Origin of the sequence: Pseudomonas sp. TMW22091 (genome assembly GCF_022496705.1) — a bacterium.
In the GTDB taxonomy this organism is placed as follows: domain Bacteria; phylum Pseudomonadota; class Gammaproteobacteria; order Pseudomonadales; family Pseudomonadaceae; genus Aquipseudomonas; species Aquipseudomonas saxonica.
On record NZ_SCFI01000005.1, the window covers coordinates 179,116 to 192,923 of the forward strand.

At 58.4% G+C, this 13,808-nt stretch carries 9 protein-coding genes; 4 read left to right on the forward strand and 5 right to left on the reverse strand.

What is annotated here, in order from left to right; genetic code table 11:
* Window positions 1-76: 76 nt before the first annotated feature.
* The 4 genes from EQV93_RS11860 to EQV93_RS11875 all read left to right on the forward strand — a co-directional run bounded on the left by EQV93_RS11860 (window position 77) and on the right by EQV93_RS11875 (window position 6,660).
* The gene (locus tag EQV93_RS11860; protein WP_122785070.1) at window positions 77-2,854 is read left to right on the forward strand and encodes a TonB-dependent receptor; all 2,778 of its coding nucleotides are present in this window, start codon (window positions 77-79) and stop codon (window positions 2,852-2,854) included.
* Window positions 2,851-3,960 carry a cytochrome-c peroxidase gene (locus tag EQV93_RS11865; protein WP_146384767.1) on the forward strand — a complete coding sequence of 370 codons (1,110 nt, stop codon included), beginning with the start codon at window positions 2,851-2,853 and terminating at the stop codon, window positions 3,958-3,960. Before EQV93_RS11860 ends, EQV93_RS11865 begins: the two co-directional genes overlap by 4 nt.
* 121 nt (window positions 3,961-4,081) lie before the next feature.
* Window positions 4,082-5,107 carry an iron ABC transporter substrate-binding protein gene (locus tag EQV93_RS11870; protein ID WP_122785072.1) on the forward strand — a complete coding sequence of 342 codons (1,026 nt, stop codon included), beginning with the start codon at window positions 4,082-4,084 and terminating at the stop codon, window positions 5,105-5,107.
* Complete coding sequence (locus tag EQV93_RS11875) at window positions 5,107-6,660, forward strand: ABC transporter permease (protein ID WP_122785073.1); 1,554 nt, start codon at window positions 5,107-5,109, stop codon at window positions 6,658-6,660. Before EQV93_RS11870 ends, EQV93_RS11875 begins: the two co-directional genes overlap by 1 nt.
* A 128-nt stretch (window positions 6,661-6,788) precedes the next feature.
* Here EQV93_RS11875 and EQV93_RS11880 read toward each other — a convergent pair whose 3' ends face one another.
* The 5 genes from EQV93_RS11880 to hflK form a co-directional block, all read right to left on the reverse strand.
* Entirely contained in the window at window positions 6,789-8,723 is a 1,935-nt protein-coding gene (locus EQV93_RS11880; protein ID WP_240891621.1) for a methyl-accepting chemotaxis protein, read from the reverse strand.
* Between the two features lie 135 nt (window positions 8,724-8,858).
* Window positions 8,859-10,154 (reverse strand): adenylosuccinate synthase, encoded by a 1,296-nt coding sequence (locus EQV93_RS11885; protein ID WP_122785075.1) that lies wholly within the window; start codon window positions 10,152-10,154, stop codon window positions 8,859-8,861.
* A 54-nt stretch (window positions 10,155-10,208) separates the two neighbouring features.
* A complete protein-coding gene (locus EQV93_RS11890) occupies window positions 10,209-11,396 on the reverse strand; it encodes an ATP phosphoribosyltransferase regulatory subunit (RefSeq protein ID WP_122785076.1) in 1,188 nt (395 codons plus the stop codon).
* Between the two features lie 325 nt (window positions 11,397-11,721).
* On the reverse strand, window positions 11,722-12,600 hold the full coding sequence (gene hflC / locus EQV93_RS11895; RefSeq protein ID WP_122785077.1) for a protease modulator HflC: 879 nt from the start codon (window positions 12,598-12,600) through the stop codon (window positions 11,722-11,724).
* Window positions 12,600-13,781, reverse strand: a complete 1,182-nt coding sequence (gene hflK / locus EQV93_RS11900) for an FtsH protease activity modulator HflK (RefSeq protein ID WP_122785078.1) — start codon at window positions 13,779-13,781, stop codon at window positions 12,600-12,602. Before hflK ends, hflC begins: the two co-directional genes overlap by 1 nt.
* Between the last annotated feature and the right edge of the window lie 27 nt (window positions 13,782-13,808).

Below are 13,808 nucleotides of genomic sequence, written 5' to 3' on the forward strand. Positions count from 1 at the left end.
GAGAGTCTTTACTTACGAACGTCACTGATAAAGATTCGCATTAGTGACAAGAGCGTTTAATTTCGTAGGTCTTCTCATGCCTTCTCCGCGTTTGCGTTGCGTCAGCCTCTCTGGTTACCGTTCGTTGTCTTTGGCCGTGCTGCTTGGCATGCCCGCACTGACCCTCGCCGCCAGCCCTGGATCGAGCCCGCAGAGCCAGCATGAGCAACAACAGCATTTCCAGATTCCGGCCCAACCACTGGCCACGGCGCTCATTGCTTTTTCGCAGCAGTCAGGCTGGCAGGTCAGCGCAGAAAGTACGCTGCTGACCGGCCTCAATAGCGCGCCGGTGAACGCGACGACGAGCCCCGAAAACGCACTGGCTCGCCTGTTGCGCGACTGCGGCCTGCAGTGGGAAGTAACCTCGCCCGAGAGCGCCTCCATCCTGCCGCCCGCAGAGAGCGATGTCCTACAGATCAAAAGCACACCGATTACGGCGATGGATTCAGTTTTCCAGGGAGAACAGGTGATTGATCGGCAAATGATCGAGAGCCTGCCTTCAGGTAATGGCGACATCACCAGCTTGCTGCGTACCAACCCCAACGTGCAATTCGATAACAATCAGCTAAGCAGCAAGACGCCGGGCGAAATTGCTCCTGCCGACATCAGTATCAACGGCGCACGACCTTGGCAAAATCTGTTTGTGGTCGATGGCATGACCATGAACAACGACCTCGACCCGGGCAACAGCAATGACAGCTTCGCAGAGATTTCAGGGCGCAGTCAGGGCATGGCGCTCGACACCGACCTGCTCGAAGACATCAAAGTCTATGACAGTAACGTGCCCGTAGAATTTGGCGGATTTAACGGCGGCGTGGTCGAGGCCAACACCCGCGACCCCAAAAAGGACTTTCACGGCAAGGTGTCGGTGCAAATGTCGCGTTCGGAGTGGACCCGCTATCACCTCAACGAAGATGACCCGGATCTCGAGAACTTTGAAGCCGGCTTCGGAAACGACAGTCAGCCCGAGTTCAAGAAGATCATCACTCGCGCCACTCTCGAAGGGTACTTAACCGATAACTTCGGTCTGATGGGCAGTTTTTCACGCAAAGACTCCACTATTCCGACCCGAGTATTTGCCGTTTCCAACCAGACCGAAACGGCCAATGTTGCCGAAACACAGACGCGGCGCATCGACAACTACTTCCTTAAAGCCGTCTGGCAGGTCAATGAAGATTGGAAACTCGATGTCAGCCTGACCCACGCCCCGGAAACCGCCAAAACCTTTGGCCCTAACTCGGTCTACTCCGCCCGAGACATGGAAGCCGGCGGCGAGAGCATTAGCGCCCGCCTGGTATGGAATGCACCAATGGCCCGCGTCGAACAAAACCTCAGCTGGAGCGAACTGAACACGTCACGTTACTCAGACAGTGACTACCTGATTTTCTGGCGCTCCTCCACGACCAAAGACTGGAGCACTTCAGCAGTTGCCTCCGAAGGCGGCTTTGGCGACATCGAAGAAACCCAGAAAACGCTGGCTTACAAGCTCAAGGCCGACTGGAACAGTTTCAATTGGCTGGGGCTTGATCACTCCGTACAAACCGGCCTTGAACTGTCACAGAACTCGGCCAGCTATGAACGCAGCAAACCCCACAGCAGTTACACCGTGGCGTCCACCGGCACATGTGTGGGCAGCGATCCTTACTGCTCGATTGGCACCACCAAAGAGGGGTGGCCCGGGCAATACGCCAACAAGATGACCGTCAGCCAAGGCAAAGTTGCCTTTGACACGCGCTCTTGGGCGTTATACCTGCAAGACGAAATGCGCTATGGACGCCTAACCGTAAGACCCGGCGTACGGATCGACGGCGATGACTACATGAGCCAGACCACTATCGCGCCGCGCCTGGCCATCGAGCTGGACGTGTTCGGCGACAACAAGACCCGTATCACCGGCGGCGCCAACCGCTACTACGGCCGCAACCTGTACGCCTATCGCCTGCGCGACGGTATCGCCGCCATGGGCACCGAATACAGCCGTGCCAGCCAGTCTTCTGAATGGGTCAAAGGCAAGCAGAACGCCAATGACAGCAAGTTCAACCAGCTGAAAGTGCCCTATGACGATGAGCTGACCCTGGGCCTGAGCCATGTGCAATGGGACACCGAATTCGCCGTCAAATACGTCAAGCGCATGGGCCGCGAGCAAGTCAGCCGCGCGTGGGGCTCGCAGATTGGTGAGCCGTCCGAAGACACCAGTACGCTGGCCGCCAACTACTACACCTATTACAACGGCGGCAAAAGTGATGCCGACATCTACACCCTGACCATTACCCCGCTGCAAGCCTTTACGCTGGGCAGCACCCGCACCTCGGGCCAGTTCGCGATGGACTGGAGCAAAATCAATAACACCGGCCTGTCGAACTACAGTGCCAGCATCGGCGCAACCTACGTCGAAGACCCCACGATCCAGTACGACGGCAAGTTCATGAAGTACTCCGACATGCCCGCGACCAATTACAACCGCCCCTGGACCGCGCGCCTGACCACCATCACCGAAATCGAGCCACTGCACCTGACCTGGAGTAACTTCCTGCGTTACCGCGACGGTTACCGCCGAATCGCAGCCACTGGCAAAAAAGTCCAGCACGAAGGCAAGGACGCTTATGTGTGGGCCGAAACACCGTTTTCTGGCGCCTTGACCTGGGATACCCGCATTGCCTGGCAAGTGCCCACAGCGAAAGACCAGGCCGTGTTCGTTAACCTTGACGTGACCAACCTGCTGGATAAACAAATTGTCGGCGCTACCGAGAACAGCGGCTTGCCGACCTATGAAGTCGGCCGTCAATTCATGCTTGAAGTGGGGTACACCTTTTGAACCGCCTGATTTTCTGCTTCAGCGTGGGGGTGGCGCTGAGCAGCCTGAGTGCGACCGCAGCGTCGGCCTGCGATGAAAAGGCCAGCGATTACAGCACCTGCATAGCCCAGCTGTACCGCCAGCCTGTCGCCCAGTGGCCCGCTCCGCAGGTTGATGCCGACGTGGCCTGGCAGGAAATGGCCGCCCTGCCCGACCATGCGCCCGCGCCTCCCGAAAACCCGTTCAGCGAGGCCAAGGCCGAGCTGGGCAAAAAACTGTTTAACGACCCCAAGCTGTCACGCTCCGGGCAAATTGCCTGCGCATCCTGTCATGAAGCCGACATGGCCTTTGCCGATGGTCGCCGAGTGTCCTTTGGCCATGATCGCCAGAACGGACGACGAAACGCGCCTAGTCTGGTGATGAGCGGCTACAGCTCCCAGCTGTTTTGGGACGGTCGAGGCGGCAGTCTTGAGCAGCAAGCCATGCACCCCATCGTCGATCCGGTGGAAATGGCCTTCGATATTCCGCAATTGCTTGAACGGCTCAATACCGACGCGGCCTACCACGATCAATTTGCGCAGGTTTTTGGCGATGGCCCGATTACCACCGAACGAATCGGGCAAGCATTGGCCACGTTCCAGCGCACGCTGGTCAAAAGCACTCGCAACACCCCTTTCGAGCAATTACTGCGCGGACGCCCGCAGCGCATGACTGACGAACAACTCTACGGCCTGCATGTGTTCCGCACCAAGGCCCGCTGCATGAACTGCCACTTCGGCCCAGCCCTGAGCGACGAACAGTTCCATAACGTTGGCCTGAGCTATTACGGACGCGCTAAATACGAGGACCTGGGGCGCTATGAAGTGACGCGCAAGCCTGAAGACGTGGGCGCCTTCCGCACCCCGTCATTACGCCTGGTGATGAAAACGGCGCCGTGGATGCACAACGGCCTGTTCGTCAACATGGAGGGCACGCTGGCCTTCTACAACATGGGCATGCCACGCCCGCGGCCCAACGCGCAGCAGGTCAACGACCCGTTGTTTCCAACCACCAGTGAACGCCTGAAAGTATTGAACATGGACAAGGACGAACTGAGAGCTTTGCGCAGTTTTCTCGACACACTTTAAGGAAGGACGCATCACAGTTCGTCGTAGGAGCACAATTGGACGCTGGGTCAAGCGCACTTGAGAAACAATATCGTTTATTATTGTTTCAAGTTTTGTTGTACCCCAGCGAGGAACCCAGCGAATGATGCTCCGAAATACCCAGCTTGCAACATTTCTACTGCGCAGTTTGTCCATCGCAACGCTTGGCCTGACCCTGCTCGCTCCCGCCGCTTATGCTGCCGACCCTGTCACCCTGACCTTGTATAACGGCCAGCACAAAGAGGTTGGCGACAACCTTGCCGCCGCCTTTGAAGCCAAGACCGGCATCCACGTCAATGTGCGCAAAGGCAGCAGCAACCAGTTGGCCAGCCAGATCGTCGAAGAAGGCGACCGCTCGCCTGCCGACGTGTTTTACGCTGAAGAATCGCCACCGCTCAACAGCCTGGGTGAGCAAGGCTTGCTGGCCAAGGCTGACGACAGCACCCTGCAAGCGCTGCCCAAGGAATACGTGGCGGCTAACGGCACCTGGATCGGCGTGACGGCGCGTACCCGCGTAGTGGCCTTCAACCCCAACAAGATCAAGGAAGAAGAACTGCCCAAATCAGTTCTGGATTTCGCGGGCCCTGAATGGCAAGGCAAGGTGGGCTTCGTGCCGACCAGCGGCGCTTTCCAGGAACAGGCCGTGGCCATTATCAAAATGCATGGTCGCGACGCCGCTGAAGAATGGCTGACAGGCCTGCGCGCCTTCGGCAAGACTTACACCAACAACATGGTGGCGCTCAAAGCCGTTGAGAATGGCGAAGTGGCAGCGGTACTGGTGAACAACTACTACTGGTTTGCCTTGCAGCGCGAGAAAGGCAAGCTGGACTCCAAACTGCACTATTTCACCGACGGTGATGCGGGCGGCTTGATTACCGTGTCCAGTGCCGGCGTGGTCAAAGCCACCAAGCACCCTAAAGAAGCCCAGCAATTGCTGGCTTACATGGCCAGCGAAGAAGGTCAGCGGGTAATCACCAACACCACCGCTGAATACCCGATGCGCAAAGGCATGGTCTCGGAACGCGGCCTCAAGCCGTTTGATGAACTGCAAGCGCCGAAAATCACCCCGGCCGACTTGGGCAACGCGGATGAAGCGCTGGAGCTCGAACAAGAAGTAGGCCTGCTCTGATGCTGCTTGCCGCCCAACCTGCCCGCTTTACCCTGAAACGCAAAAGGCCATCAATCTGGCTGTTGTTGCCCGTGTTGTTTCTGGTGGGCCTGAGCCTGTTGCCGTTGCTGTATGTGGGCACCAAGGCCTGGCAAGCCGGCTGGGCGCAAGCGGTACATCTGTTGTGGCGGCCGTTTGTATTTGGCCTGATGCGCAACACCTTGATGTTGATGGTCGGCGTGACCGTCACCTGTGCACTGGTGGGCTTGTCGCTGGCTTGGTTGCTGGAACGCAGCAACTTGCCGGGCCGGCGGCTGTGGGGCGTGATCCTGTGTCTGCCGTTTGCCGTTCCGGCGTTCGTCAGCAGCTTCACGTGGGTATCGCTCAGCGCCAGCTTTGAGGGGTTGGGCGGCGCCATTCTGGTGATGAGCCTGTCCAAATATCCGCTCATTTTTCTGCCGGTGGCGGCCACCTTGCGCAACCTCGACCCGGCGCTTGAGGAGTCTGCCCGCACGCTGGGCCAGAATCGCTGGGGGGTATTCTTCACCATCACCCTGCCGCTGCTCTGGCCTTCGCTACTGGCGGGATCGTTGCTGATTGCCCTGCACATGCTGGTGGAGTTTGGCGCACTGTCGATTATTGGCTTGCAGACCTTCACCACCGCGATCTATCAGCAATTTGAGCTGGAATTCAGTAACGCCAATGCTGCCATGTTGTCAGCGGTGTTGCTGGTGATGTGCCTGAGCCTGCTGTGGCTGGAGCTGAAAGTGCGCGGTAAAGGCCGCCACATTCGCATCGGTCAGGGCGCGGCGCGGCGTGCCGAGCAAGTGCGGCTGGGCAAGTGGTCGCTGCTGGGCCAACTGTATTGCCTGGCGCTGGCAGTGATCGGCAGCGGCGTGCCTTTGGGCATGCTGGTGTACTGGCTGGTCAAGGGCAGCTCGGCGGCTTTTCCCATGGCTCAGATTGGCGAAGCGCTGCTCTCGTCGTTGTCACTGTCGCTGGGCGGCGCTGCGTTGTGTCTGGTGCTGGCGGTGCCGGTCGGCCTGCTGGTGGTGCGTTATAAAGGCCAACTGGCGATCTGGGCTGAGCGCTTGCCGTACCTGCTGCATGCCCTGCCAGGGCTGGTGATTGCCTTGGCGCTGGTGTATTTCTCGCTGCATTTCGTGCCTGTGCTGTACCAGACCTCGGCGTTGTTGCTGATTGCTTATGCGCTGCTGTTTTTGCCGCTGGCTCAGGCGCCAATCCGCACGGCGCTGAACAAGGCGGCCCCGCAGCTTGAAGAAGCGGCGCGAACCTTGGGCGCTTCGTCGTTCTCGGCGTTTTGCCGGGTGACGTTGCCGATCATCTTTCCTGCACTGGGGGCGGCGTTCGCGCTGGTATTTCTGGATGCGATGAAGGAACTGACAGCGACGTTGCTGCTGAGTCCTACAGGGCTGAATACCTTGGCGACGCAAGTGTGGTCGCACACCTCGAACATCGAGTTTGCGGCGGCGGCTCCTTATGCGGCGCTGCTCATTTTGGTGTCGGGTTTGCCGGTGTATTTGCTCACGACGCGGATGTATTTGAGCCGCTGAGTCCGCCTGCCCTCACCCCAACCCTCTCCCAGAGGGAGAGGGAGCTGGATCTAAGCGTTTCGTGAATCTGCTTTTGCCTTTAGTCCCCTCTCCCTCCGGGAGAGGGCTAGGGTGAGGGGCTTTTGATCTTAAGCCCGAAACTGCCCCAAGCTCGCCTTGAGCTGCGCCGCCAAACCATCCAGCACCTTGCCACTGGCCGTGGTTTCATTCACCGCCTGCGCCGCCCGCTCGGACTGTGCATGGATCACTTCAACCCGCCCACGCACGGCATGAGCACCCTGCGCCTGATGCGCAGCGGCTTTAGTTGCATCTCCAATGGCGGCATGCACTTGCTCAACCGAGGCTTGCACCGTTTTTTGCAATTGCACACTGCCGCGTAACACCACCAAACCCTCATTGGCCTGACGCCCCGCCAAACCAATCGCCGCCACCGCCTCTTTCGCGCCCTGCTGCAACGCCACGATGTGCGCCTGAATGTCACCCGTTGAGCGTTGCGTCTTGCTTGCCAGCGCCCGCACTTCATCGGCCACCACTGCAAAGCCACGTCCGGTTTCCCCTGCACGCGCCGCTTCAATGGCCGCATTCAACGCCAGCAGGTTGGTTTGCTCTGCAATGCCGTGAATCACCGTCAATACCACCTCAATTTGCTCGCTCTGACGGGCCAGACGCTCTATCACCTTGGCACCCTCGCCCACTTGTCCGGCCAAGGCTTCAATCAAACCGCCGACTTGCGTCGAGGTACGAGTGTTTTCATCGGTGGCCTGACGAATCTCCAGCACCTGTTTAAGCGCCGCTTGCATCGCATGGCTCTCGGACTGCGCCGCATCGGCCATGGTCGACAGCGCTGCCAGACTTTGCGCAACCTCATCTCGCTGCAATTGCGCGGCGGCATTGGCCCCGGCATTGCGTACGGTCATCGCCCCAATCTCGACCCCGGTACGCTGCGCCACATCACCGGCCTCGCGCACGATGGGCTGGAGCTTGTCGATAAAACGGTTGACCGCCGCAGCCATGTCGCCAATTTCATCCTTGCTGTGAAGGCCGACACGCTTGGTCAAATCGCCATCGCCTGCTGCCAGATCATTGAGCGCGTTAATCAACAACAGCAATTTGTTCACTACGCGCCGGCCCAGTACCACGGCCAGAAGCAACAGTACGCCCAAGCCGACTATCGCCAAGCCCAGGCCAATCCGCCAGCGCAACGTATCCGCCGCCTCACGCACGGTCTGCGAGGTATTGGCTTGCATTTGCGCAGCGGCCGCCTGAGCCGACTGCAAACGTGCGCCCAACACCGCCGCGCTGTCGCTGGCAGCACCCTGCAAGCTTTCGCCGACCAACTGCTCACTGTTGACGATCAGTTTCGCAAAACGCTTATCAAGGGCCGCCAGATCCTCTTCTAACGACGCTGTGGAAACACCCATCAACACTTTGCCGATTTCGACACCGTTAGGGCTGATGGGCGCTTCGAGGTAATACACCGCCGGGTCGTTGCGGGCCGCACTCAAGACCTTGTCCAACGCTCGCTCACTCTGGCCCTTTTCCAACAGGGCTTTGTTGATCGGGTTGTCACGGTTGAGATAGCGCGTCAGGTGCTGACCTGACGCATCGTCATACACAACAAACAACACATTGGGATTATGTTGAGCGCGGCGGGCAAATTCAGACAGGGTTGGCACGTCGTTGTCCCAAATGGCCCGCGGTGCCACAGCCGCCAGTAACTGCGCCATGTCATTGGCTGAGTCCTTGAGATTTTTCTCCATCAAATCCCACAGCTGCGTCTGCTCTTCTTTCAAGCGCGGCGCCAAGCCCGCAGTCAGACGCTGACGAGTATGAGCAGACAGCTCATCAAGGCTGTTTTTGACCTCCTCACTGGCCTGCTGCAATTCAACCGTCAACTTTTGACTGTCTGCTCCCAGACGCGTGTCCAGATCGGCTTCCAATGCGGTGACTGTGCTCCGAGTCAGTGCAACCGCCACCAACACTTGCACCAAAAGAGCGATACCCAAGGTAACGAACACGGGTCTTAACAAGCGGCTTCGTAACAGTGAGAGAACGGCAGACACAGGTAACCCCTCCACATACGTGCCATTATTTTGATGGCACTTTTATTGACGGTTTCCACAGCAAGGGTCGTGCCGTTTAATACGACGCAAACAACAAAGGGCCCCGAAGGGCCCTTTGTTTTACATCGAGACGACTTAAGCGAACGGGTGACGCAGAACGATGGTTTCGTTGCGGTCCGGACCAGTCGAGATGATGTCGATCGGTGCACCGATCAGCTCTTCTACGCGCTTGATGTAAGCACGTGCGTTGGCTGGCAGGGCTTCCAGGGTTTTTGCACCCACGGTCGACTCAGTCCAGCCGGGTACAGTTTCGTAGACCGGTTGCAGGCCTTCGTAGCTGTCAGCATCGGTCGGGGCATCAACCAGCACAGTGCCGTTAGCATCTTTGTAACCGACGCAAATGTTGATGGTTTCCAGACCGTCGAGCACGTCCAGCTTGGTCAGGCAAATGCCCGAGATGCTGTTGACGTCGATAGCGCGACGCAGGATAACGGCATCGAACCAGCCGCAACGACGGGCACGGCCCGTGGTCGCGCCGAACTCATGACCCTGTTTGGCCAGGTGAGCGCCAACGTCGTCAAACAGCTCAGTCGGGAACGGGCCCGAACCAACGCGAGTGGTGTAAGCCTTGGTGATGCCCAGGATGTAATCCAGGAACATCGGGCCAACGCCCGAACCCGTTGCAACGCCACCAGCGGTGGTGTTGGAGCTGGTTACGTACGGGTAGGTGCCGTGGTCGATGTCGAGCAGCGAACCTTGTGCGCCTTCAAACATGATGTCTTTGCCAGCGCGGCGCAGGCCGTGCAGCTCAGCGGTCACGTCCAGCATCAGCGGCTTGAGCAGCTCAGCGTATTCCTTGCACTCGGCCAGGGTTTTGTCGAAGTCGATGGCTGGCTCTTTGTAGAAACCTACCAACATGAAGTTGTGGTATTCCACCAGTTCACGCAGCTTGGCTTCAAAGCGCGGCATGTTCAGCAGATCGCCAACACGCAGGCCACGACGTGCCACTTTGTCTTCATACGCAGGGCCAATGCCGCGACCGGTCGTGCCGATCTTCAGCTCGCCACGGGCCTTTTCACGGGCCTGGTCCAGAGCAACGTGGAACGACAGGATCAGCGGGCAGGACGGGCTGATACGCAGGCGCTCACGCACCGGTACGCCTTTTTCTTCCAGCTTGATGATTTCACGCAGCAGGGCGTCGGGAGCGACCACGACACCGTTGCCGATCAGGCATTGCACGCCTTCGCGCAACACGCCCGACGGAATCAGGTGCAATACGGTTTTTTCGCCGTCGATCACCAAGGTGTGGCCAGCGTTGTGACCACCTTGGTAACGCACTACAGCGGCAGCATGTTCGGTCAGCAGATCAACGATCTTGCCTTTGCCCTCATCACCCCATTGGGTGCCCAGGACTACGACATTCTTACCCATAACACTTGTCCTCATTCGCGCAAACTTGGTGCCGGCAATTGCCGGCAGGAAAACTCAAGAAACCAGCGGCACTACTTGCCACAGGCCATTCTGCTGAATCAATTGGCGGTCGCAGTCAGCCTCTTGGGCCCCGGCCTGCTGCTGCCCAGGCAATGCCTGAACCACACGCTGACCTTCACTGCGAAGCTGGCAAACCTGCTGCCAGAGTGCCGCATCCGTGCTGTCGGGCATCCATATACCACCAGACGGCAACTCGACTTGCGCACGCCCCAGGGTCACCAGGGTTTTCAAATCGGTCGAAAAGCCGGTTGCCGGCCGGGCACGCCCGAAGACAGCACCGATGTCGTCATAACGGCCGCCCTGAGCGATGGAATCCCCAACGCCCGGTACAAATACCGCAAACACTACACCTGTGTGGTAGTGATACCCACGCAACTCGCCCAGGTCAAAGTACAACGGCAACTGCGGGAAACGCACAGACAACCCTTGCGCAATCGCTTGCAGGTCATCCAGCGCCGCCAGCACTTGAGCCGGAGCCTTTGCCAAACGCTCGCGCGCGGCAGCCAGAACCTCGTGACCGCCACACAAACCGACCAATGCCTGGAGCATGCCCGCCAAATCAGCTGGCAAACCTTCGGTCAAGGCCGTTACTTCGTCGATCGCCTTGCGTTGCAGGGCGTCGAACAATTGTTGTTCCACTTGCGCCGACAGGTTGGCCGCACGGGCCAACCCACGGTAAATACCGACATGCCCCAGGTCCATGTGGACATCAGGCACATCTGCCAGTTGCAGCATCGCCAGCATCAGACTGATGACTTCGACATCGCTGCTCGGGCTGGCATCGCCATACAACTCGGCACCCAACTGAATCGGGCTGCGCGAGGAAGACAAGCCGCGCGGCTTTGCATGCAGCACGCTGCCGGCATAGCACAGACGGCTCGGGCCTTCACGACGCAGGGTATGCGCATCAATGCGCGCCACTTGCGGCGTGATGTCGGCACGAAACCCCATCTGGCGACCCGTTTGCGGGTCAATAACCTTGAAGGTGCGCAAGTCGAGATCCTGGCCTGCCCCAGTCAGCAAGGACTCCAGGTATTCGATATGCGGGGTGACGACGAACTCATAGCCCCAGCTCTGGAACAGATCCAACACCTGACGCCGCGCCACTTCGATGCGGGCTGCTTCAGGTGGAAGTACTTCTTCGATGCCATCTGGCAGAAGCCAGCGGTCTACTGTTGCCATTACGCCATTCCCCTATGATCCGGGCGGCTTGCCAGCAGGCGAGCCTTGAGTAAAGCAGAACGTGGCTGCGTCTTGAGCGCGCACAGCAAAAAAGCCTGAAGCAACAGGCTTACACAGCACATTCCTCGAAAAAATCTGCCGACGCTGTATCAGCCGTTCGGTCAATCAAACATGCAGACGCAAAAAAGCCGGGAATTTCCCGGCTGCCGCATCATACACACGTTTTCTAAAAGGATCACCCCGCCAGGCAATTTGCCCGCCCGGCGGAATGAATGCATGCGCCCGATTGTGATGCCAGAGGCCGGCAATCGGACGGCATGACGCCTTACTGTTGCGCGGGCTTGGATTTTTCCAGGTAGCGGAAGAAATCGCTGCTTGGGTCCAATACCAACACGTCGCTCTTGTTCGCAAAGCTTTCGCGGTAAGCGCGCAAGCTGCGATAGAACCGGTAGAACTCTTGATCCTGGCCGTAAGCCTTGGAGTAGATCGCAGAGGCCTGGGCATCGCCATCACCGCGCAGTTCTTCAGACTGACGATACGCTTCAGCCAGCAGAACACGACGTTGACGGTCGGCGTCAGCACGAATGCCTTCAGCCAGTTCGTTACCCTTGGCCCGATGCTCGCGTGCTTCACGCTCACGCTCGGTGCTCATACGTTCGAAAACGCTGCGGTTCACTTCTTTTGGCAAGTCGATGGCTTTGACGCGAACGTCGACCACTTCGATGCCCAGCTCTTTTTCAGCCATTTTGTTCAGCGATGCGGTGATGTCAGCCATCAATGCATCACGCTCACCCGACACCACTTCGTGCAGGGTGCGCTTACCGAACTGGTCACGCAGGCCGGATTCCAGACGACGCGACAGACGCTCGTCAGCAATCTGCTTCATACCGGAGGTAGCGGTGTAGAAGCGCTCGGCATCTTTCACACGCCACTTGGCGAAGGCATCCACCATGACCGCTTTCTTTTCCAGCGTCAGGAAACGCTGTGTCGGCGCATCCAGCGTCATCAGACGGGCGTCGAACTTGCGCACCTGGTTGACGTAAGGAATCTTCACGTGAAGACCCGGCTGAACATCGGCCTGAACCACACGGCCAAAGCGCAGCAGAACGGCACGTTCAGTTTGCGAGACGATGTAGAAGCTGTTCCAGGCAACGATCGCCACGACAACGGCAACAATAAGGGCGATCAGCGATTTATTGCTCATCAGCGACTCTCCCTGGTACGCGGTGGTGTCGGCAGATCCGTGCTGGTGTGCGAGCCAGAATCACTGGTGCTCGACGCAGCTGCCGAACCCGTTGCCGGGGTGCTGCCATTACGGCCTTCGATCATTTTGTCCAACGGCAAGTACAGCAGGTTGCTCTGGCCGTTCTTGTTACCGGTCACGAGTACTTTGCTGGTGTTGCTGAAGACGTCCTGCATGGTGTCCAGATACAGACGGTCACGCGTCACGTCCGGAGCTTTGCGGTACTCGGCCACCAGCTTGGTAAAGCGGTCTGCCTCACCTTTGGCACGAGAAACCACTTCGTCGCGGTAACCGTTGGCATCTTCGATAATGCGCTGCGCCTGACCACGGGCTTCCGGCACTACACCATTGGCGTAGCTTTCGGCCTGGTTGCGGGCACGCTGCTCGTCTTCACGGGCACGAATCACGTCATCAAAGGCTTCTTGTACTTCACGCGGTGCGGCTGCGTTCTGTACGTTGACCTGAGTCACGGTGATACCGGTCTTGTAGGTATCGAGGAAGCGCTGCAAACGTTCCTTGATCTCGATAGCCATTTGCTCACGACCTTCGGTCAGCACCTGGTCCATCGAGGTAGAGCCTACGACATGGCGCAGGGCACTGTCGGTGGCTTGTTGCAGGCTGACTTCCGGCTGATCAACGTTGAGCACGAAATCGCGCAGGTTGCTGATCTTGTACTGCACGGTCAGCGGCACTTCGACGATGTTTTCGTCTTCAGTCAGCATTTGACCCTGCTTGGTATACGCACGCTCACGCGTCACGTTTTCCATGTACTTTTTATCGAACGGTGGGAAGTAGATGTTCAGGCCCGGCCCTACAGTGTCGTAGTACTTGCCCAGGCGCAGCACTACGGCTTGCTCCTGCTCATCGACTACATAGACTGCGCTGTACAGCCAAACGGCTGCCAATGCGACCAGGCCAATGCCAAGCAGTCCGAAACCGGCACCCTTGCCGCCCGACCCACTGTCACCACCACTGCCGCCCGTGCGTTTTTTTCCACCACCGAACAACCCATTCAGGCTTTCCTGCAGCTTTCGGAAGGCTTCGTCGAGATCTGGTGGTCCCTTGCGGTCGCCATTTTTAGGGCGTTTGCCACCCCAGGGATCTTGATTATTCGAGTTGCCACCCGGCTCATTCCAAGCCATAGCGCTCTCCATCTGATAAAGCAAAGA